The sequence below is a fragment of the Verrucomicrobiia bacterium genome, assembly GCA_019634635.1.
GTDB lineage: Bacteria > Verrucomicrobiota > Verrucomicrobiia > Limisphaerales > UBA9464 > UBA9464.
The window spans coordinates 1-22,676 of sequence record JAHCBB010000011.1 but is presented as its reverse complement, the minus strand read 5'-3'; the positions used below and the strand labels follow the sequence as shown (position 1 = coordinate 22,676).

At 66.5% G+C, this 22,676-nt stretch carries 10 protein-coding genes; all 10 read left to right on the top strand.

Annotated elements, in window-relative coordinates; all coding sequences use genetic code 11:
• Window positions 1–61 precede the first annotated feature (61 nt).
• On the top strand, window positions 62–2,860 hold the full coding sequence (locus tag KF791_09580) for a DNA topoisomerase III (GenBank protein MBX3732833.1): 2,799 nt from the start codon (window positions 62–64) through the stop codon (window positions 2,858–2,860).
• A 185-nt stretch (window positions 2,861–3,045) separates the two neighbouring features.
• Window positions 3,046–3,993 (top strand): thiamine-phosphate kinase, encoded by a 948-nt coding sequence (gene thiL / locus KF791_09575; GenBank protein ID MBX3732832.1) that lies wholly within the window; start codon window positions 3,046–3,048, stop codon window positions 3,991–3,993.
• A gap of 82 nt (window positions 3,994–4,075) precedes the next feature.
• On the top strand, window positions 4,076–4,513 hold the full coding sequence (gene tsaE, locus KF791_09570; GenBank protein ID MBX3732831.1) for a tRNA (adenosine(37)-N6)-threonylcarbamoyltransferase complex ATPase subunit type 1 TsaE: 438 nt from the start codon (window positions 4,076–4,078) through the stop codon (window positions 4,511–4,513).
• A complete protein-coding gene (gene tsaB, locus KF791_09565; GenBank protein MBX3732830.1) occupies window positions 4,494–5,138 on the top strand; it encodes a tRNA (adenosine(37)-N6)-threonylcarbamoyltransferase complex dimerization subunit type 1 TsaB in 645 nt (214 codons plus the stop codon). Before tsaE ends, tsaB begins: the two co-directional genes overlap by 20 nt.
• Before the next feature lie 202 nt (window positions 5,139–5,340).
• Complete coding sequence (locus tag KF791_09560) at window positions 5,341–6,447, top strand: class I SAM-dependent rRNA methyltransferase (protein ID MBX3732829.1); 1,107 nt, start codon at window positions 5,341–5,343, stop codon at window positions 6,445–6,447.
• 314 nt (window positions 6,448–6,761) lie between these two features.
• A complete protein-coding gene (locus KF791_09555; GenBank protein MBX3732828.1) occupies window positions 6,762–9,356 on the top strand; it encodes a c-type cytochrome in 2,595 nt (864 codons plus the stop codon).
• A 149-nt stretch (window positions 9,357–9,505) separates the two neighbouring features.
• Window positions 9,506–12,838, top strand: coding sequence for a DEAD/DEAH box helicase (locus KF791_09550; protein ID MBX3732827.1), 3,333 nt, complete (start codon window positions 9,506–9,508; stop codon window positions 12,836–12,838).
• 129 nt (window positions 12,839–12,967) lie between these two features.
• Window positions 12,968–16,705: a VCBS repeat-containing protein gene (locus KF791_09545; protein ID MBX3732826.1), complete on the top strand. Its 3,738-nt coding sequence runs from the start codon at window positions 12,968–12,970 to the stop codon at window positions 16,703–16,705.
• Window positions 16,706–16,945: 240 nt separating this feature from the next.
• On the top strand, window positions 16,946–20,665 hold the full coding sequence (locus KF791_09540; protein MBX3732825.1) for an immunoglobulin domain-containing protein: 3,720 nt from the start codon (window positions 16,946–16,948) through the stop codon (window positions 20,663–20,665).
• Window positions 20,666–21,187: 522 nt separating this feature from the next.
• The coding region (locus KF791_09535; protein ID MBX3732824.1) for a VCBS repeat-containing protein at window positions 21,188–22,676 on the top strand (1,489 nt) is incomplete at its 3' end.

Genomic DNA, 22,676 nt, shown 5'->3' with positions numbered 1-22,676 from the left:
CTGAAAAGTAAGTCTTGCCCGGGCGGAAACGCGGCGGCTACACGTCCGCTCGATCTTGCCTATGGGTAAGTCCCTGATCATCGCCGAGAAGCCGTCTGTGGCTTCGGACATCGCGAAGGCCCTTGGGGGTCTCGCGAAGGACAAATCCGGCGAGTTCTTCGAGGGCGACGCGTATGTGGTGTCGTCGGCGGTGGGCCATCTGCTGGAGCTGATCGTCCCGGAGGAGTTTGAGATCCGGAAGGGCAAATGGTCCTTTGCCACGCTGCCGCACATCCCGCCCCGGTTTGCCTTGAAGCCGATTGAGCGGAGCGAGAACCGGCTGAAGGTGCTGGCGCGGCTGCTGAAGCGGAAGGATGTCACCGCGGTCGTCAACGCCTGCGATGCCGGCCGCGAGGGCGAGCTCATCTTCCGCAACATCATGGCCTACACCGGGGCGCGTCAGCCGGTGCAGCGGCTGTGGCTGCAGTCCATGACTCCAGCCGCCATCCGGGAGGGGTTCCGGCAGTTGCGGACCGATGCGCAGATGCGTCCGCTGGCCGACGCGTCGGTCTGCCGGTCGGAGGCCGACTGGCTGGTGGGCATCAATGGCACCCGGGCGATGACCGCCTTCAACTCGAAGACCGGCGGGTTTCACCTCACCACCGTGGGAAGGGTCCAGACGCCCACCCTGGCGATTGTCGTGGAGCGGGAGGAGCGGATCCGGCGGTTTGTCCCGCGTGATTTTTGGGAGGTGGTGGGCACCTTCGAAGGAGCCCGTGGCGAATACACGGGCCGGTGGGTTGACGAGAAATTCGCCAAGGGGGACGACAAGGATCCCGACCTGAAGCCTGAGCGGCTCTGGGACCGGGCCCGCGCGGAGGCCATCCGGGACCGCTGCCTTGGGAGGCCGGGGGTGGTCACCGAGGAGAGCAAGCCCAGCACCTCGCTGTCCCCGCTGCTGTATGACCTGACCAGCCTGCAGCGCGAGGCGAACGGACGCTTCGGGTTCAGCGCCAAGAACACGCTCGCGCTGGCCCAGGCCCTGTATGAGAAGCACAAGGTGCTGACCTATCCGCGCACCGACTCGCGGGCCCTGCCGGAGGACTACGTGGCGACCGTGCGCCAGACGTTGGGGTCGTTGGAGGGCACCGCCTACGGGGCTTTTGCTGCGAAGATCCTGTCGGAGGGCTGGGTGCGCCCGAACCGTCGTATTTTCAACAACGCGAAGGTCAGCGACCACTTTGCCATCATTCCCACGGGAGTGACTCCCAAGGGCCTGAGCGAGCCCGAGCAAAAGCTGTACGACCTGGTGACGCGGCGTTTCCTTGCGGTGTTTTTCCCGGCGGCCGAGTTTCTGGAGACGGTGCGCATCACGCGGGTGGAGGGCGAGCCGTTCAAGAGCACGGGCAAGGTGTTGGTCAAGCCCGGCTGGCTGGAGGTGTACGGGAAAGAGGCCGACACCGATGAATCGCCCACGCTGGCGCCGGTGGACCAGGGGGAGCAGGTGGCGACGACCGGAATCGAGGTGAAGGCGAGCGTCACCAAGCCGCCCGCCCGGTACACCGAGGCGACCCTGCTGTCGGCGATGGAGGGGGCGGGGAAGCTGGTGGATGATGAGGAGTTGCGCGAGGCGATGAGCGAGCGGGGCCTGGGCACTCCGGCGACGCGGGCGGCGATCATCGAGGGGTTGCTTTCGGAGCAGTACCTCCACCGGCAGCAGCGCGAGCTGGTGCCGACGGCCAAGGCCTTCTCGCTGATCACCCTGCTCAATGGCCTGGGTGTCGAGACGCTCACCAAGCCGGAACTCACCGGCAACTGGGAGTACCAGCTCAAGCAGATGGAGCGCGACCAGTTGCGCCGGGAGGATTTCATGGCGGAGATCCGCCGCCTCACCGAGAGCATTGTTTCCAAGGCCAAGCAGTACGAGCACGACACGATTCCCGGCGATTTCGGGGTTCTGGCAACCCCGTGCCCGAAATGCGGCGGGGAGGTGCACGAGACCTACAAGAAGTTCCAGTGCCAGCAGTGCGATTTTGCGCTGTGGAAGATCACCGCGGGACGCCAGTTCGAGCCGGCCGAGATCGAGGCGCTGATTCGCGACCGCCAGGTGGGGCCCCTGCAGGGCTTCCGCAGCAAACAGGGTTTCCCCTTCGCCGCCCTGATCCGGCTCACCCCGGAATTCGAGGCGAAGTTCGATTTTGGTGAGGACTCGCGTCCGGAGTCGGGCGATCCGGTGGACTTCACCGGGAAGGAGCCGGTCGGCAAGTGCCCGAAGTGCGGCGCCCGGGTGTTCGAGCACGGCATGAACTACGTGTGCGAGAAGCTGGTGGACGCCACCCGGACGTGCGACTTCAAGACGGGCGCCATCATCCTTCAGCAGGCGGTGGACCGCGTCCAGGCCGCCAAGCTGCTCTCGGAGGGGCGGACCGACCTGCTGAAGGGGTTCGTGTCCAAGAAGACCGGAAGGAAGTTCGAGGCCTACCTGAAGTATGCCGATGGCAAGGTCGGGTTCGAATTTGCGCCGCGGGAGCGGAAGGGGCCGGTCCGCGGGGCGAAAGGGACGACCAAGGAGGCGGCACCACCCGTGGACTTCACCGGGCTTGAGTCCCTGGGAAAATGTCCGAAGTGCGGCGGAGCGGTGTTTGAGGGCCCGGACAGCTACCTGTGCGAACGGAGCCAGGCCGCGACACGGAAGTGCACGTTCCACATCGGGCGGGTCATCCTGCAGCAGCCGGTGACGCGCGAACAGGCGATCAAGCTGCTGGCCACCGGGCGCTCGGACCTCCTCACCGAGTTTGTGAGCAAGTCCGGCAAGCCGTTTCCGGCGCATCTGGTGCTCGGCGACACCGGAAAGGTGGAGTTTGATTTCCCACCGCGGTGAGGCGGCGGCGGGCATCCGCGCGGTGCCGACCACTTCGCGACGGGATCCCGCACCGCTGCGATGGCGATGCCTTGCGAGGTTCCATGACCATCTTCCGCACTTGAGGACGGATTCGCTTCCCAGTGGCGTCGGACCTTCGGCATTCCTGAATCGAATCGGGAGGGTGGTTCTGGTCTGCTGGTTCCGTGACCGAGTTTGAGCTCATCCGACGGCTCATCCCGATGCTGCCGTCGAACGATGGCGTCGTGGTGGGCGCCGGGGACGACTGCGCGGTGCTGGAGCTGGGCGCGCCGGACGCGCAGACGCTCCTGAAAACTGATGCGGTGGTCGAGGGGGTCCATTTCCGGTCCGGCACCGAGCCGGAGCGTGTGGGCCACAAGGCGCTGGCGCGGTGTCTGAGCGATGTGGCGGCGATGGGTGGAACGGCGACCGCGGCCGTGGTCACCCTCGGGCTGCCATCCGGATTCGAACCGGAACGGGTGCTTGGCCTTTACCGCGGCATGCAACGGCTCGCGGTGCGTCATCGCGTGGCGATCGTCGGGGGTGAGACGACGACCAATCCCGGGGGATTGCTGGTGAACGTGGCGTTGGTGGGGTCGGTGTCCCGGGGCCGGGCCCTCCTGCGCTCCGGGGCGCGCCCCGGGGATGCCTTGTTCGTGACCGGCGAGCTGGGCGGCTCAATCGAAGGCCATCACCTGGATTTTGAGCCGCGGCTGGAGGAGGGCCGCTGGTTGGCGGCCAGTGGACGGGTGCACGCGCTCATGGATGTCAGTGACGGCCTGGCAGGTGACCTCGCCAAACTGCTCGCGGCGAGCGGCGAACTCGGCGCGGAGATCCGGCAGTCGTCCCTGCCCATCCGCCGCGCGGCCCGGCTGCGGGCACGGGCCGGGGATCGGGTGCGTCCCCCGGTGCTGGCGGCCCTCACCGACGGCGAGGATTTTGAACTGTTGTTCGCCACCGCCGCCGCGGATGCCGTCGGCGTGCAGGATGCCTGGAGGGCCGCTTTTCCGGGGACGCGCCTGACCTGCATCGGCAAGGTGACCCCGGGCCCCGGACAATTGCTGCGCACCCCGCAAGGACTGCGTCCGATGCCCGTGCGTGGGTACGAACATTTCCAGGTGAATGGATCATGACCTCCTGGCCCCGTGTGCGGCGGCGGTTCCCGGCGGGATGGATGCTTCCCTCCATCCGGGCGGCCCGCCACGCTGCCGGCGGATGCCGGTGACGGTGACACGGACGGTTCGGGAGACCGAGGCGCTGGGGGAGCGCCTCGGGCGGCTTGCGCGAGCCGGTGAGGTGTACGGGCTTTGCGGGGACCTGGGTGCGGGCAAGACGGCGTGGGTGCGGGGATTTGCCCGGGGCCTGGGGTTCACCGGCCGGGTCCATTCCCCGACGTTTTCCCTCGTGAACGAATACTCCGGAGGACGCCTGCCCGTGCATCATCTCGACCTCTACCGGCTGTCGGGTCCGGCCGAGGTGCTGAGTGCCGGTCTGGAGGAATTCCTCGCCGAGCCCGACGGCGTCAGCGTGGTGGAATGGGTGGAACGTTGGATCACCGGTTCGGCGGCGGTCGGGTCCGGCGTCCGGTGGATCCGTTTCCTCGCCCTGGATGAAACCACCCGGGAGATCGTGCATGACGATCCTGGCGCTTGAATTTTCGTCCGACCGTCGCGGTGTGGCTGTTGCGACGGAGGGCTGCGTGCTGTCGGAAGTCGTGCATGAGGGGACCCGCGGGACTCCGGTGTTTGGGTTGATCACGCGGGTGCTCGAACAGGCGGGTGTCGGGCGGGGTTCCGTGGACGCTCTGGCGGTGGGGTTGGGCCCGGGCAGCCACACCGGGGTCCGTCTGGCCATTTCCGTCGCGCAGGGATGGCAACTGGCGACCGGCATTCCGGTGGTTGGCGTGGGCAGCCTGGAGGTGCTCGCCAGCGGCGTGGCGACGGAGGGCGACGTGCTGCTGGCGGTGAATTCCCAGCGCGGCGAGTTCACCGTAGTCGAGGCGCGGGATGGGGTCCTGATCGGAGGCCTCCGGTTGCTGCCCGTGGACGCGCTCGCCGACCGGATTCGCAGCGGGGGCATGGTGGCGGGGCCGGATCTGCCGGCGGCGCTTGCGGGCGGCAGGGTGCGACACCCATCGGCGGCGATCCTTGCCCGGCTTGCCATCGGGCGTGCGCCGACGCCCGCGGAGGCCCTGGCCCCGGTTCATCTGCGGGAGGCGGCGTTCGCCAAGGTGCGTCCGCGGACGCCCTCCGCGGGCGCTGCCGGCGCGGGGGGCTGAGGAGTTCGCCATTGCCCTGCAGGGGTGGAGGGGCTAGCCGGGGGGCGTGCATCCGGAGTTTCAACAGTCGTCGGGCCGCCTTTCCACCCGCCCGCGCTTCCGCGCGCCGTCGTCGCCGCCCCCTCCGGTGGACCGCTCCGGCTGGCGGCGACCATGGGTTCAGCTCAAGAACCCGGCATTCCGTCCCGTGGTGTATCCGGCAATGATCCGGGAGGCGTCGGAAGATGCCACTCCGGGTGCGCTCGTGCATGTCCATGACCGGATGGGAGCGGTATTCGGTGTGGGGTTATGGAACCCGCACGCCCGGGTGCCGCTGCGCATGGTGTCCCGGGGAACGGACGGCGCGACCGAGGGCCTGCTGGAGCGGTTGCTGGACCGCGCTGTGGATCTGCGCCTGGAGTGGCTCCGGCTGCCGGAGGCAACGGACGCCTTCCGGGTGGTCAACTCGGACGGCGACGGCCTTGGGGGTCTGATCGTGGACCGGTATGCCGACGTGCTGAGCGTCCAGGTCCACAGCCTGGGCATCGCCCAGCGGGTCGCCTCCTGGGTGCCCCGGTTGCACGCGCGGCTGGGGACGCGCCGCGTGGTGTATGAGGTGGATCCGGTGATCGCCCGGCAGGAGCGCATCCCGGCGTCACTGCTGCCCTCCGATGCCGTCCCTCCGGTGAAGATCCAGGAACAGGGCGTCCGGCACGAGGTGGACTTTTCGACGGGGCACAAGACCGGGTTCTTCTGCGACCAGCGCGACAACCGCCGGCGGCTTGCGGCGCTGACCGCGGGACGACGGGTGCTGGACCTGTGCTGTTACACGGGCGGCTTTGCGTTGGCGGCACGGGTGGCGGGTGGCGCGGCGGCGGTGACGGGTGTGGATCTTGACGAGCGGGCGGTGGCGCAGGCACGCCGCAATGCGAACTTGAACGGGGTGCGGGTGGACTGGGTGCATTGCGATGCGTTCAGCTATGCGCGGCAGATGCGCAAGGACGGCCGCCGGTTTGACGTCGTCATCCTGGACCCGCCGAAACTGCTGGGCGCCGACCTCGACGAGGCCGAGGGGCTGCGCCGCTATGAGGATCTGAACATCCTGGGCGCCTCCATCACGGAGCCGGGCGGCCTGCTGGTGACGTGCTCGTGCTCCGGCCAGCTGTCCGCGGAAGCCTTTGAGCAACTGGTGGTCCGCGGGGTGCATCGGTTGGACCGCACGCTGCAGATCCTGGACCACACCGGCCCCGGGGCTGACCACCCGGTGATGTCCAGCTTTCCCGAGGGACGCTATCTGAAGGTTCTCTGGGGCCGGGTGTTGGCGGCGTAGCCGTGCCGTCGGCGATTGGCGGCGCCGCCCGGGGTTTCTGGCCGGTGATGTGCGTCGGCTGAACCCGCTGCGGCGATTTTCGGACGATCGAATCGTCACGCCGGACGCGAAGGACGCCGGACGTGGCGGAGGGGGGATATCGCGCACGCGCTCAACGCATCCGGCCGGGTCCCTGCCGGGCCGACCGCGAGCCTGCAGATGAGCCGGGCCTTGTTGCCGGGGCGAAAGCGCGGTACGTACCCGCGGAGCTCCTGAATTTGCCGGCCTCCGAAGTGGGCGGGTGTTCGGAGTTCTGGAACCGGTTCTGAGCGCCGATGAATTTTCTCAAGTCATGCCTGCTGTTGTTGATGGCCTGGAACGTCCTCGGGCAGAGCGGCGACCGTGCCGGAGAAGCGCAGGCCGACGTGGTCCCGCCGGACCGCATCCCTGCCGCGCCGGTGCTCGATCCGTGGGCGGCGCAACAGGCCTTCCGTCTGCCGCCCGGCTTCGGCGTTGAACTGGTCGCCGCGGAGCCCCTCGTGCGCTCGCCGGTGGCGATGCAGTTTGACCTCCGGGGGCGGCTGTGGGTTGTAGAGATGACGGGATACATGAACGACGCGGAGGGTTCGACGGAGTCGGAGCCCAGTGGTTCGGTGGTGATCCTGGAGGATGTGGACGGCGATGGCCGGATGGACCGGCGGACCGTGTTCCTCGACGGCCTGGTGATGCCCCGGGCGCTGATGCTCACCGGGGATGGCGTCGTGGTCGCCGAGCCACCACGGCTGTGGTTCGTGCGGGACACCGACGGCGACGGCCGGGCCGACGAGCGGGTCGAGATTGCCTCGGATTATGCGACGCAGAACGACCCGGCCTTGGGCGACAAGTCCAATCCCGAACATGCGAGCAACGGGCTGCTTTGGGCCCGGGACAACTGGGTGTACTCGGCCAACCACACCGGGCGCATGCGGTGGAACGGCAGCCCGACGAACTGGATCTTCGGCCCGACCCAGTTCCGAGGGCAGTGGGGCCTGACCCAGGACGATCGCGGACGCCTGTACTTCAACTCCAATTCCGACCAGATCCGGGCGGAGCTGGTTCCCGACGCCTATTTCGCCCGCAATCGGAATCTCCGGTCCCCGTTCGGGGCCAATGTGCCTCTTTCCAAGGACCAGCGGGTGTGGACTTCGCGGGTGAATCCGGGCGTGAACCGGGGGTACCAGGCGGGGCAGCTCACGCCCGAGGGGCACCTGGCCTCGTTCACGGGAGCCTGCGGGCCGGTGGTGTACCGGGGCGACCAGTTTGGCCCGGAATTTCCTGGCGATGTCTTTCTGTGCGAGCCGACAGGCAACTTCATCCGCCGCAACCGGATTTTCAACCATCACGGCCTGCTGACGGCCACGAATGCCTATGACGCGTCGGAGTTTCTCTCTTCGTCGGATGAGCGGTTTCGTCCGGTCAACCTCTACAACGGCCCCGATGGGGCCTTGTATGTGCTTGACCTCCACCGGGGACTGATCCAGCACCGGATCTACCTGACGAGCTATCTGCGCCGGCAACTGGAGTCGAGGGACCTGATGACGCCGGTGGACCACGGGCGCATCTGGCGGATCGTGAACACGAACCGGCCTCCCGGAAGGGTCCGCCCCTTGTCCGACCCGCCCACCACGGCGGAGCTCGTGGGTCGGATCACGGATCCCAACGGCTTCTGGAGGGATGCCGTCCAGCAGCGGCTGGTGGAACGTGCGGATCCGGCGGCGACGCCCCTGCTCCGGGAGTTGATCCGGACCAATGTCACCTCCGCGCCGGGCCGTTTGGCGGCGCTGTGGACCCTCGAAGGGCTGGGCGCCCTGGACCTGCCGACGATCGAGGTGGCGTTGGGGGATGGTGATGGGATGGTGCGATCGGCGGCGCTGCGGTTGACGGAGCGATTCCTGGACGGCCCGGAGCGCGAGACGGCGTTGAACCTGATTTACCGCCGGGCCGGCTTCATTCCCGCGGAGGAGCAACTGCAGCTCATGCTGACCCTGGGCGCGGTGGGCACGCCGACGGCCGACGCCATTCTGAGAGCTCTGCTGATGAACACGGCGCCCGACGCGCTGCGGGTGCATGCGGCGTTGAGCGGCATTGGGGGCCGCGAACTGGAGTTTCTGGCGGCGCTGCTGGCGGATCCCAACTGCAGCACGGTCAAGGACGGTCATGTGGCCCTGCTGAGCGGGCTCGCACGCTGCATCACCCATGAGGCCGACCCGGTGCGGGTGGCCCGGTTGCTGGCGTTGACGTCCGGATGCGGCGCGGGCGACTGGCAGCAGCGGGCGCTGCTGGACGGAATGGTGGCAACCCTTCCCGCGCCGCCGCGGCCGGGGCATCCCCCCCCGCTGATCACGCCGATTGTCTTTGAAGCGGAACCGCCGGGCCTTTCCCGGCTGCGCACCGTGGACGACCCGGATGTCCACAACCGGCTGGCGCGTCTGGACGTCCTGCTGGTCTGGCCGGAGAAACCCGGGTACGAGGCGCCGGTGGCCGTGGCATCGCTGGAAGGGGCCGAGCAGGAAAGCTTTGAGCGGGGTCGGGAGCTGTACCCGGTGGTGTGCGGGGCCTGTCACCAGCCGCATGGGCTTGGGCAGGAGGGCCTTGCGCCACCACTGGCCTCGTCGGAGTGGACCACCGGCAGCGAGCAGCGATTGATCCGCATTGCCCTGCACGGTGTCCGGGATGCGATGACGGTGAACGGAACGGTTTGGAACCTGGCCATGCCGGCCTTCGTCGGGGCGCTGGAGGACGCCCAGATCGCGGATCTGCTGACCTACATCCGGCGCGCCTGGGGCCATGCGGCATCCCCGGTATCGGTCGGTGCGGTGACGGCGGTTCGCGAAGCCCATGCCGAGCGCGAGGATGCCTGGACCGAGGCGGAGCTGCTGGCGGTGCCTTGAAGGCGCCTTGCGGTGGTTCCTGTTGGTCCGTCCGAGGACCGTTTCAGGGCGGGCAAGGTGACCGGAGGAACAATTCCTTGTTGACCTTGGACGGGGGGTGAGACGAGAAAATACGACACTGCGTCACGCACTGTCCGAAATTACCCGTCATGCCAAGAGGTTCCCGCCTGTCCCGCTCCGGTACCCGTCCGGTCGCTGCCAACACGAAGTACGATGCCCACCACAAGGTGCTCAACACGACCTATGGATCCTTCGCGGACCTGCGGCGTGAGCTGTCCGATTCCAAGGAGAAGGTTGCCGAGCGCGAGGGCGTGCTGAAGCAGCTGGGCGCGTGCGCGGATCCGCAGCGGTCCTATCTGCTGTTTGACGACTACCTGGAAAAGCTTGCGTTGCGCCGGGGGGACTTCGGGGTGACGGACTGGTGGAACCGGATCCAGTCGGCCACGGGACGCGCGCGGCTGGAGGAGGTGGCGATGCTCTTTTTGCGCGCGAACCGGTCGCTGCCGACGGAGCTGATGCCCTTTGCGAATTTCGAGCGGTTCCAGGAGGTCGAGCAGTCGGAGAAGGAGACCCAGTTTGTCCAGGAGCTGGAAAACTGGCTGCTGCCCTCGACGCACACCCATCTCGACGCACCCAAGGCGGCGCTGCGGATCCTCTGCGAGCCGCGCCGGGTGACCGACGGGCTCAACCAATGGCGTCTCGGGGTCACGTTCCTGCTGTTCCGGTCGCGCTCGGGGGAGAAGGAGCGGTTTCTCGCCGATTTATGCGAGCTGCGGACCCGGGCTGCGCACGAGGCGGAGCTGTTTCCGGCGGATGACTGGGCGGTCATTGACTGGCTGCATGCAAACTGGTCGGACCGCGTGGGGGACGGTGAACTGCTGGTGCTGGAAGGCTCGGACCTGCTGACCTGGCTGGCCACGTGGGCGCACGGATCCCGGCTGGAGCTGACCGGGCAGGCCACGAGCCTCCAGTTCCACGGCCAGATTGCGGAATTGAAGCCGCATCTGGAGACCATTGACGACGAGCTGAGCTTCACCCACCTGCTGGCGCTTCCGGACGGGCAGACGCGTCCGTTGTCGGAGTGCCGGTTCTTCGTGGGGCAGCCGGTGCTGGTGCTGGTGGAGAACGAATTTCACATCCTGCGCAATGCGCCGCCGCCCTCGCTGTTGGGCCCGTGGGCCCAGCGGCCGGTGCTGCCGGTGAAGAAGCTGTCGCACCGGCTCCTCACCGAGTTGAGGAAATCGCAGACCCATCGTCCCGCCCGCGGGACCAACGGGCACAACGGGCATGGCCCCGAGATGTCGGTGCCGGCGGTGGAGGTGGACTGGAGCCAGTTGTGCATCACGCATCCGGCGCGTCCCCGGTTTGTTTTTGAACTGGCCGACGAGGTGGTGCGGCTCCGGCTGATGGCGGTGAGCGATCTGGACGGTTCGGACTGGCAATGGAACGGCCACGAGTGGGCCCGGGTGACGCCCCACAAGAACGGCCAGGCCGACCGGCCCGAGGTGATTGACGATCCCCGGATTGCCGCGGCGATCGGCTGGCTGCAGCAGCTCGACTGGTTCACCCCCGATCCCGGACTGTGGGTGGGCGATGCCAACGAATTGTTCCTGAGTGCGCTGGCCGCGGCCTGGCCGGACAAACCGCGGGAGGCCGAGTACCTCGGCAATCCGGGGTTCCAGCGGCTTTTCCTCAACCGCCGCCTCGTGAAGCCGAAGCTGGTCCTGAAGGGCTCGGGCATTGACTGGTTGAGCGTCAGCGCGGAATGGGAGGCCGAGGGGATGCGATTGAGCCATGCGGACCTGCAGCGGCTGGCCGCCGCGACCACCCGGTTTGTGAAGCTTCCGGACGGGGGATGGGTCGAGGTGGATGTGGATGCCAATCGCAAGGCCCACGAAACCGCCGCAACCCTGGGGCTCGAGGGCCTCAGTGCCGATGCGCAAAAGGCCTCCCTGCTGCATGCCACCCAGCTCGATGAGGCTACGATCGCCGAGCTCGGAACGGAGAAAGCCGTGGCGCAGCTACGCGAAAAGCTGGCGAACTTCAAGGGGGTCCCCGACACGCGACTGCCCGAGGCCATCCAGGCGGAACTCCGCCCCTACCAGTTCGAGGGATTCAACTTCCTCGCCAACCTGTCGCGTCTCAAGCTTGGCGGCATCCTGGCCGACGACATGGGCCTCGGGAAGACGCTCCAGACGCTCGTCTGGCTGACCTGGTTGCACGAACAGCACCGCAAGGACCGCAAGCCTTCGCTGGTGCTCTGTCCGGCGTCCGTGCTGCACAACTGGCGCCGCGAGGCGGAGAAGTTCACGCCCCATTTCAAGGTGCTGGTGCTCCAGTCCGGCCAGGCCCGGCATGTCCTGCGGCGTCAGATCCCGGAGCACGACATCGTGGTCACCAATTATGCGATCCTCCGGCGCGACCTCGAAGAGCTGCAGAAGTTCGAGTTCCGCGCCCTCGTGCTCGACGAGGCCCAGTTCATCAAGAATCCCAACGCGCAGGTGACCCTGGCCGTGAAGGAGATCGGGTCCGGACAGCGCCTGGCCCTCACCGGCACGCCGCTGGAGAACCGGCTGCTCGATCTTTGGTCCATCGTGGATTTCATCCAGCCCGGCTATCTGGGCAACCAGACCCATTTTCACGAGACCTACGAGCCCAAGGGCGACGGACCTGAATGGGAGGCCGGAACCGCCCGGCGCCGGCTCAGTGCGCGGCTGCGTCCGCTCATGCTCCGTCGTCTCAAGAAGCAGGTTGCCAAGGATCTGCCGGACCGCATTGAGGAGCGCCGCGACTGCGATCTGGGCGAGGAGCAGCGCAAACTCTACCTGGCCGAGTTGCGCCGCAGTCGTGAGCAGGTGATGAAGGCGTTGCAGGAGAAGGGGGTCGCCAAGTCCAAGATGCACGTGCTCGCGGCGCTCACCCGGCTGCGCCAGATCTGCTGTCATCCGAAGCTGGTCGGCAACGACAGCGCCAGTGGCAAGACCGACACGTTGTTCGAACTGCTGGAGCCCATTCTTCAGTCGGGCAACAAGGTCCTGCTGTTCTCGCAGTTTGTGGAGATGCTCAAGCTGCTCGAGGCCGCCTGCCGCGAGCGGGGCATCCGCACCCACACGCTCACCGGGGAGACCAAGGACCGTCAGGAGGTGGTCAACGCCTTCCAGGCCGAAAGCGATTCCTGCGTCTTCCTGCTGTCGCTGCGCGCGGCGGGGACCGGGCTCAACCTCACGACGGCCAGCTATGTGGTGCTCTATGACCCGTGGTGGAATCCGGCGGTCGAGGCGCAGGCGATTGACCGCTCGCATCGCATCGGGCAGACCCGGACCGTGAACGCCTACCGGCTCATCACTCCGGGCACGGTCGAGGAGAAGATCTGGGAGTTGCAGCAGAAGAAGTCCCAGACCATATCCGATGTCCTCGGCGAGGAGGGCTTCGCGAGCAACCTCACCCGCGACGATCTCGAATACCTGTTCAGTGAGGACTGACCCCGGCGGTTGGCCAGGGGGGAAGGTGTGTGCGCCATGTGGCGCGGAGCACTCCGGGCGCGCAAGTTGTCGTGTCCGGATGCACCGGGAGCTGGATTGAGCGTGAACCTGAGTCGGCAAACCGCGTGGATGACGACCGGAGCGGCCGCGCTTCTGGCCTGCCTGTCGCCGGTGTCGGTCCCGATGGCTGCCGCGGAGTGGCAGCCCGGGGCTGGCGGGCGTCTGCGACCGCTCGCCGTGCCTCCGTCGGGCCGTCCGGGATTCACCGACATGCAGCCCGGGATCACGGGCGTCCAGTTTACCAACCATCTCGCAACGGCCCGGTCCCTGACCAATCACATCCTGCTGAACGGCTCCGGCGTGGCGCTTGGGGATGTGGATGGCGACGGCTGGTGCGACGTCTTCCTCGGAGGACTCGGCGGCCGGAGTGCGCTGTACCGCAATCGAGGGGCGTGGCAGTTTGAAGACATCACCGCGGACGCATTACCGGAGTCCGCCGCGGCTCCGGGGCATGCCCTGGCGGCGCTCGATGTCAGCGGGGTCGTGCTGGCTGACCTGGATGGCGACGGCAGGCCGGAGTTGCTGATCAATACCGTGGGGCAGGGAACGCGCCTTTGGAGGAACGACGGACGGGGCCGTTTCCGGGATGACACGGCGTCGTCGGGGCTCGAGGCGCCATCGGGCCCCACCTCATTCGCCCTTGCGGATGTGGATGGAGACGGGGACCTGGACCTGTACATCGTGCATTACCGCACCTCGACGGTGCGGGACGCCTTTCAGCAGCAGTTTCGAATTCAGGTGGTGGAGGGCAGGCCCACGGTGGTTGCCGTCAACGGGCGGCCGACCACTGAACCGGATCTGATGGGCCGGTTCTCCGTGGATGACTCGGGACGCGTGACCGAACATGGCGAGGCGGACCGCCTGATGCTGAATGACGGCCGCGGGCGCTTTTCCCAGGTGCCGTTCACCGGCGGGGCCTTCCTGGATGAGCGGGGGCGTCCGCTGCTTGCGCCGCCGTTTGACTGGGGCCTGGCGGCGATGTTTCGGGATCTCAATGGCGATGGAGCGCCCGACCTGTATGTCTGCAACGATCTCGGATCCCCGGACCGCATCTGGATCAATGACGGCTCCGGCCGGTTTCGGGCCATTCCGCGCCTGGCCCTGCGCAAGACGAGCTGGTTTTCCATGGGGGTGGACTTTGGGGATCTGGACCGGGACGGTCATGACGACTTCCTGGTGACGGACATGTTGAGCCGCGACTGGGTTCGCCGGCAGGTGACGGTGCCGGCGATGTCCGCGGAGCCGGAGTTGTTTACCGGGGCGGAGGCACGCCCGCAGGTCGCCCGCAACACGCTGTTTGCGGGGCGCGGTGACGGGACCTTTGCCGAGATTGCATGGTGGGCCGCGATGGCGGCCTCGGACTGGTCGTGGTCTCCGGTTTTCCTCGATGTGGATCTCGACGGGTATGAGGACGTGTTGATCGGCACGGGGTTTGAGCGGGATGTGCAGGATGCGGATGTGGCCCAGGCGATCGAGCAGATCCGTCAGCGGGACCGGCTTTCGGATGCGGCGGCCCTGCAACTGCGTCTGCGGTTCCCGCCGTTGTCCCAGCCGAATCTTGCTTTCCGGAACCTGGGGCATTTCGCCTTCGAGGAGACGGGGGCCGCGTGGGGCTTCGGGCACACGGGAATCTCCCAGGGAATGGCGCTCGCGGATCTCGATGGGGACGGCGACCTGGACGTGGTGGTGAACGATCTCAACGGCCGGGCGCGCCTGTTGCGCAATGAGTCCGTGGCGCCGCGTCTGGCGGTCCGTCTGCGGGGAGGGGATGCCAACCGGGCGGGCATCGGTGCGCGCATCGAGGTGCTGGGGGGAGCGGTGCCGCAGCAGCAGCAGGAGATGACTGCCGGAGGGCGGTACCTGTCCGGGGACGATGCCGTGCGGGTATTTGCTGCGGGGCCGGCAACCCACCAACTCCTGGTGCGCGTGCGGTGGCCGGACGGGCGGGAGACGACGTGGGAGGACGTACCGGCGAATTCGGAGATTGAAGTGCATCCGAAAGGGGCGCAGGTGCCGAAGCGGGAACCCGTCCCGGGAGTGCCCCTGTTTGCCGATGTTAGCGATCGGCTGGAGCACCGGCATGTGGAGGCGCCGTTCGACGGGCAGGCCCGGCAACCGTTGCTTCGACGCAGTCTCGACCGCCTCGGTCCCGCGGTGGCCTGGGGGGACCTGAACGGGGATGGCCATGACGACCTGGTGATCGGCAGCGGGCGTGGTGGCCGGCTGGGGGCCTACCTGAACGATGGGAGGGGAGGGTTCTCGCCCGCGGCCTTTCCCGTTTTGGACCGCCCGACGCCCTTGGACCACGCGGGCATCCTGATCCAGCCGCGGGTGACCGGTGCGGCGGATGTGCTGGCCGCGCTCAGCCGCTACGAGGGGGGCACCGGCGGATTGCGGATCCTCGACCTGAAGGCCGGGGTCATGCGATTGGGAGGCACGGTGCTGCCGGGGGCCATCGGCCCCATGGCGCTTGCCGATGTCAACGGGGACGGTTGGCTGGACCTTTTCGTGGGCGGACGTGTGGTGCCCGGGCGCTATCCGCAATCCACGGCGTCCGTCCTGTTGCTGGGGCGCGAGGGTGGTTTCGACCTGGATGAGGAAGCGTCTGCCCGATGGGAACACCTCGGTCTGGTCACGTCGGCGATGTTCGCCGACCTGGACGGTGATGGAGATCCGGACCTGGTGGTGGCCTGTGACTGGGGGCCGTTGCGCGTGTTCTGGAACGAGGGGGGAACCCTCACGGAGCGGGATGTCGGGGTTCGGTGGCTGGGAGATCTCCGCGCGCCGGAACGGCTTCGGGATCTGACCGGGTGGTGGCAGGGGGTTGCTGCCGTGGACCTCGACGAGGATGGGCGGCTGGACATGGTGGCGGCCAACCGGGGGCGCAACACCCGGTATCGGGAGGCGGGAGCTTTTGGAGTCCGAGCGTATCACGGGGACTTCGACACCAATGGGACCCATGAGGTGATTGAAGCCCGGCCCGACGGGTCAAATGGCCGCGAGGTTGCGTGGGTTTCACGGGACCGACTCGGGGCGGCGTGGCCGGAAATCGGAGAGCAGTTCCCGACCCGCAGGGCCCTTGCGGCGGCATCCATGTCTGAAATTCTGGGGGCCAGCGGGTCCGGGGCCCACCTGGTTACGGCTGCCGTTTCCGATTCGATTGTGCTGTTGAACCGCGGGGATCACTTCGAGGCGTGTCCGCTACCGTCGCCGGCCCAGTTCGCCCCGGCGTTTGCCGTGGTGGCGGCCGACTTCGACGGCGACGGTCATGAGGATGTGTTTCTCGGGCAGAATGCCGCCGAGGACGGTCTCGAGGACGAACGGGACAATGCGGGCCTCGGGTTGCTGTTGCGTGGCGATGGCACGGGGACCCTGGTGGCAATGACGCCAATCGCGTCCGGTCTGCGAATTCACGGGGAACAGCGCGGGGCAGCAGCCAGCGATTTTGACGGCGATGGCCGGGTGGACCTGGTGGTGACGCAGAACGGGGACGCCACACGGCTCTTCCGCAACGAGCGCGCGGTCCCCGGCCTGCGCATTCGTTTTGCCGGTCCGGTCGGGAATCCGACCGGGGTCGGCGTGCAGGTCCGCGGGAGGGTGCGGGGGCGTCCGGCAGGTCCCATTCGCGAGGTTCAGGCCGGCTCGGGCTATTGGTCCCAGAACAGCGCCGTGATGATGTTGGGAGGGGGCACGGAGCCCGGCGAAGTCTGGGTTCGCTGGCCAGATGCTAAGGAGTCGGTGCACGCCGTGCCCGGCGGCGCGCGCGAGGTGGAGATTTCGACCTCCGGCATCCGCGTGATCCGATGACCGGGTCCCCGTCGGATGTGGCAACTACCCCAAATGGGTGATCTTCTGCCCGTTTTCGCCACGGAACTCTCGACAGCGCGGGAAAAATTTCGTGAAATTCCCCATCTGGCTTGCCTTCGCGCCTGGTCACTTGTTTCCGAATGCACCCGTCGAGGGGAATTCCAAACAAGCCATGTTCCGGGTGTGGTGGCCGTCCGGGTGCCTGACGGGCACAGTCCTCGTCTGCAAATTCCAGTCATTATGAAATTCCACGCACCAACCTTAATCTCCGCTGCGGCCCTGGCTGCGGCGGCTCAAATGGTCTCCGCACAGGAGATCACGCCGAAATGGTACCAACACATCAACGGCAGCTTCGGGGTCGCTGAAGCGGACCTGCTGCCGATCCTGAAGAAGCAGACCGGTCTCGGCCCGGAATCGGACACCACCGACGGGACGTCCCTGCTGGACAGCTACGGAACCCTCATCCGTTATGACAGCGCCCGTCTCCTACTGGGAATTCGTGAGAACGGGATCAATGAAACGGATCCCAGCATCTCCCCTGCGGATGCTGCACTGGCGGAGGCCTATCCCGATCGGTCGCTGATCTGGATTGATGCGGAAAGCGGCAAGCCGCTCGGCATTGCCTGGAGGGAATCGCTCACCGCTGCGGCGGACATCGGTATTGACGTCACTTCTCCGGACCACGGTGCGATGAGCAATGCCATCAACCAATTCTGGCGTGTCGCGCTTGATGAGGGTCCCGAGGGCCAGCGCGCCCTGTACAGCACTTTCAAGCACATCATCCTGCGCTATGCACCCAGGGATGGCGGCGGCTGGGAGACCACGCCGACGGTGGCCTACGAGGAGCAGGTTTCCGGCGTGGGCGATGAGTTGACTGTGGGCGACGGTGCCAACGCATTTCGCTTCCGCGAAATCCATGTCAAAGGCTCCGGCGCGAACACGGTGATTCTCGCTGGTGGCGGCACCTGGCGGGCGGGACAGCATCCGCAGGTTTTCAAGACCACCGACGGGCTGAACTTTTCCCCGGTGGGCCGTGTGGATAATCGTGATAACGGTGCGCGTCGCAATGACTACGCCCTGGGCGGTTTGACGTCCTTCCCCATTGATCTGCCGAGCAACTACGGCGGCAGTTCAAGCCAGGGGATTTCCGTCGTCTACGCGGGTCACTATCCGGGAACCGGATGGGAGGCGCGTCCGAACCGCTACACGTCCAATCCGTTGAACCCGTCGCCAAGCCCGGCCTACAACAATCAGCCCAACGTCGCGATATACCTTCGCAACGAGTCGGCGTTTGGTGGCCTGCCGGCGTTCAGTTGGGAGGCGGCCGGCAAGGACGGTCGGCCAATCAATCATGAAGTGGACGGGGTGGAGCGGTATGACGGCAACTGGAACATGGCGCTCGCGGCCGATGCCGCCCTCGACTATATCGTCGCCTTCTCAAGCCCGAGCTGGAACAACCAGTTCGGTGAGATCAAGAAGCCGGGCTGGATCGGTATTCACCGGCATGATGGGTCCATCGCCAGTGGCAACAGCTCCTTCAAGCTGGACTTCACCGAGGTGGATGAAGAACCGAACACCGCGTCGTACTTGTACGATGGGTGGGTGGATGTCTATCCGGATGCCACCGCTCCGGCAAATCTCGACAAATCCGAGGTGCTCGTAGCCTTCGGCACCGCCGGGTTCGGCGTGTTCACCGTCGAGAATGTGGCGGCATCGCTGGTCTCCAGCCCGGGCAATCAGACTGTGGCGGCCGGAACCGATGTGACGCTGGCGGCGAACGTCACCGGCAGCCCGAACCACTTCCAGTGGTACAAGGACGGCGAGCCGATCCAAGCCGCTCCCCAGTATCAGGGGACAACCCGCAAGGTCGCCCTGACGATTCTGGGCGCGACCGCCAAGGATGCCGGAGTGTACCAGTTGCGTTGGACGAATCCGATCTCGGGCGCGGGTCAAACCACGGAAGCGACGCTCGGCGTCACCGGACAGGCACTGCGCCTAACGGCAGTGCAGATCCAGCCGGAAGTTCTGCCCATCGTCATTCCCGAAGGATCCGTTACCGCCACCGGTGCTGATGCCTTCACCATTGAGGGTCCGGGCCTTGTGGCGTTCCCTTCGGCAAGCAATCCCGTCCAGCCAGGCGACATCCAGGAGTTCGCCTACGAGTCCATCACCGGCGACTTCGACAAGATCGTGAAGATCACGAGCATCACCAGTGGACCGGTCACCGACCCTGTGGATGCCCTCGCCAGCGGCGGTCTGCAGGCCCGGGCCACCCTCGACCCGCTGAGTCCGTCCTTCCTGATCAATGCATCGAACCCCGCAGGTGAGGTTCCTGCCGGTGGCAATCAGGTGACGGTTCGGGGCCGAGCCATCGAGGGGCAAAACTACACGGCTTATGGCCGGAGCTATCCGGGAGTTGACGAGACGCTCCCGAATCAGTGGCTGCGCCTGCGTCGCGTGGGCGACTGGTTTGCGGCTTACGTCGGCACCGACGGCGTCAACTGGGCCCTTGTGGGCCAGCGTTACCAGCAATGGCCGGCGACACTCCTGGTCGGCGCCTATGCGTTCTCGGCGAGCTACGTGGACGATCCTGATTTCGGACCGTCCGGTGGTGAGAATCTCGCCTCGGTTCAATTCTCAAACTACGGCGATGCCGTGGTGACCGACGTCACCCCGCCGCGCCTCGTTTCCGCGGGCACCGGCGACAAGAAGCTCGTCGGCGTGAAGTTCTCCGAGCCGGTGAAGGCGGCCTCCGCGGTGCTTCCCATCAACTACAAGCTCAGCCAGGGCACGATCACCGCGGTCCGCATGGGCATCGGCGGCGACTCGGTGTATCTGACGGTGGATGGCCTGACGGCCGATTCGTTCACGGTGACGGTGCTTGGAGGCGTCACGGACACGGCGGGCAATCCGATTGCTGCCAATTCCGAGGTGACGGCCAGGGCGTCGAACTGGGCGTCTGCGGATATCGGCCTCATCCAGGACCCCGAGAACCGTCCGACCCCGGGGGATGACCCGTACCGGGTCGGGCAGGCAGTTGCGGTGTCGTCGGGTGACACCGAGACGGAGATCGAAATTGTGGGCGGCGGATCGAATGCCTGGAATCCTGGCGACTACGTTCACTACGTCAGCAACGCCACGCCGCTGGTGGGTGACTTTGACGTCATGGTCGAGGTCAGCCGCAATGATCGCCCTGCAAACACCGCGGCCTGGGCCAACTCGGGCCTGATGCTCCGTGAGTCGGTGTATCTGCCCGGGCAGGAGTTCACTCCCGGCGGCACCCTGGTCCCAATGGTCGCCAACACGACCTACATCGAGAACGCCGCTCCCAACCGCGCGGGCATCCCCCTCTGGCGTGAGGAGGAAGGTGGCGGTTACGGCAACGGCAATGCCGGGTTCGGCTGGACCACGCCGATCAATGGCATCAAGGGATACTATCTGGAACAGCGGGCGGTGGATGCTGCCGGCACACCGGATCCGGAAAGCTCCCCCATGTCGTCTCGCTGGCTGCGGGTGACCCGAAGCAGCGCGGGCTTCATGTTCTACGTATCCTACGACGGCACGGTGTGGGAAGCGTTGGATCCTGAGCCGGCAGATCTGCCGCTGGGCAACCAGTTGCTGTTCGGATTCTCGTCCATGAATGACACCGGCTCCGCGGCGCCTCCGGGCAATGCCTACGCCGGCAACGGGATGGAGGGCACGGACCTCGAGGGCAACCAGAACGCGTCCAACTACTCCGTCCAGCGGATCCGCATCGGCACCAACGTGGCGCCGCGGTCGGATGCCGTCGTCCCGACGATCACGCTCATCACCTCCGAGACCGGGGTTCAGATCCTGTACACGGGCACTCTGGAGGCGGCCGAGACGCTTGGAGGCGCCTTCACGGCGGTACCGGGTGCTTCCAGCCCGTACACGGTGCCTCCTGGCACATCGCAGATCTTCTATCGCGCCTCGAACTGAGCGCCTGAGGATTCTCACAGGGCCGGGCGGCAGCGCCCGGCCCTCTTTTTATTGGCACCCCCGGTTTCCCGTCGGGCGGATGGGAACCCACAGTGGGGACCCGGGGATTGAGGCTCCCCATAAACCGTGCCGGAATCTTCCAGTCGGGCCGGTTGGGACTCCACGCGCTGACGTATAGGGAGGACCTTCGCCCCACCGGAAATGGGCCTGGTGGGTTACGAGAAGACACCAAGGACATGTCCCTTTGTCGCCTCGGTCACCATGTCCAAGTGCATCCTCTCAACCCACCAGTCCTTCTTTCTGGCTGGTTGGAATCCTCCGTGAACGCAGAGGCATCGACCCGTATCGGCAGCCCCCGTTCATTGAATCTCCATGCGGCGCTTGCTATGAATCCTGCCGGCGCCGGGAGCGATCCCTGGGTCCATCATCTACCACGCTTGTCCACTTCATCTGGTGTCCATCATTTCCTGCCAGGCAGACCGGCCTCCGATTCGGAGGAGTCGTTGGTTCGGGAATGCGGAAATGACGATCAGGCTGTGGCTGCTGTGCACAGGGGCGGCCTGGCTTGCGACGAAACTCTTGGCCGCGGATATGGGATCGGCGGCAGCGCATCCCGCCACGAAGCACGGTGCCGGATTCGCGGTCCTGCCACCTGAAGCCACCGGAATCCGCTTTGTGAACCGGCTGACCCCGATGCAGATCGCGACCAACCGGTTGCTGGAGGACGGCGCCGGGGTGGCCCTGGGCGACGTGGACGGCGACGGATGGTGCGACGTGTATCTGTGCGGGCTCGGTTCGGACAACGTCCTGTACCGCAATCGCGGCGGCTGGCGGTTCGAGGACATCACGGCGGCTGCCGGTGTGGGTTGCCCGGGCCAGTTTTCGACGGGAGCTGTGTTGGTGGATGTGGACGGTGATGGCGACCTTGATCTGCTGGTGAATTCCCTGGGGGGCGGCACCCGGCTGTGGATGAACGACGGGCGGGGGCGGTTCACCGAGTCGCGGAATTCAGGACTTCAGACACGCGGTGGCAGCCATTCACTGGCGCTGGCCGACGTGGACGGCGATGGAGACCTGGACCTGTACGTCACAAACTATCGGGCCGACACCGCCAAGGACTCGCCGGTCCGGGTGCGGATTCGTCAGGGCACGAGTGGCTGGGAGGTGCCGCCGGAGCATCGGGAACAGTTTCGGGTGGAGCGAAGCGCCTCCGGCGGCATGGCACTTTTGGAGATGGGGGAGGCGGATGTGCTCTACCTCAACGACGGGCGTGGGCGTTTCACCGCAGTTTCCTGGACGGACGGGCTGTTTTTGGATGAAGAAGGTCATCCGCTCGTCGAGATCCCAAAGGACTGGGGATTGTCGGCACAATTTCGGGACCTGAACGGCGACGGTCTGCCGGACCTGTACGTCTGCAACGACTACTTCACGCCGGATCGCATCTGGATCAACCAGGGCGGCGGCGTATTTCGGGCGCTGCCCCTGCGGTCGTTACGCAAGACGAGCTGGGCCTCCATGGCGGTGGATGTCGCGGACGTCAACCGGGATGGCGTGGACGATATTTTTGTCGCCGAAATGCGAAGCCGCATTCCGTTGAGGCGTCAGGTGCAGCACAGCCTGCTGGAGATTGATCCGCTCCCGTCATGGGGCTGGGGATGGACCCCGGGGATGCCCGAAGTGCGGGTTCAGGTGATGCGGAACACGCTCGCCCTGGGGCGGGGGGATGGAACCTACGCGGAGGCTGCGTTTCTGGCGGGCGTGAGTGCCTCGGAATGGAGCTGGGGGTGTCTGTTTCTCGATGTGGATCTCGATGGCTATGAGGATTTGCTGATCGCAAACGGGCATTCCAGGGATCTGGCGAACTCCGACTCCCTGGCGGCGCTGGACCGGCGTCCGCCGGCCCGTGATGCCCTTGATCGGCTGGAGTCCCTCACCCTGTTTCCCGCGCTGGCGACGGCGAACGTGGCGTATCGGAATGTGGGTGGGGAGGGGTTTGAGGAGGTTGGGGGGA

What these genes read in the sequence shown, in the direction of transcription:
- KF791_09580 (MBX3732833.1), top strand. Translation starts at nt 62, where the DNA reads ATGGGTAAGTCCCTGATCATCGCCGAGAAGCCGTCTGTGGCTTCGGAC.
- tsaE (MBX3732831.1), top strand. Translation starts at nt 4,076, where the DNA reads ATGCCGGTGACGGTGACACGGACGGTTCGGGAGACCGAGGCGCTGGGG.
- tsaB (MBX3732830.1), top strand. Translation starts at nt 4,494, where the DNA reads ATGACGATCCTGGCGCTTGAATTTTCGTCCGACCGTCGCGGTGTGGCT.
- KF791_09560 (MBX3732829.1), top strand. Translation starts at nt 5,341, where the DNA reads ATGATCCGGGAGGCGTCGGAAGATGCCACTCCGGGTGCGCTCGTGCAT.
- KF791_09555 (MBX3732828.1), top strand. Translation starts at nt 6,762, where the DNA reads ATGAATTTTCTCAAGTCATGCCTGCTGTTGTTGATGGCCTGGAACGTC.
- KF791_09550 (MBX3732827.1), top strand. Translation starts at nt 9,506, where the DNA reads ATGCCAAGAGGTTCCCGCCTGTCCCGCTCCGGTACCCGTCCGGTCGCT.
- KF791_09545 (MBX3732826.1), top strand. Translation starts at nt 12,968, where the DNA reads ATGACGACCGGAGCGGCCGCGCTTCTGGCCTGCCTGTCGCCGGTGTCG.
- KF791_09540 (MBX3732825.1), top strand. Translation starts at nt 16,946, where the DNA reads ATGAAATTCCACGCACCAACCTTAATCTCCGCTGCGGCCCTGGCTGCG.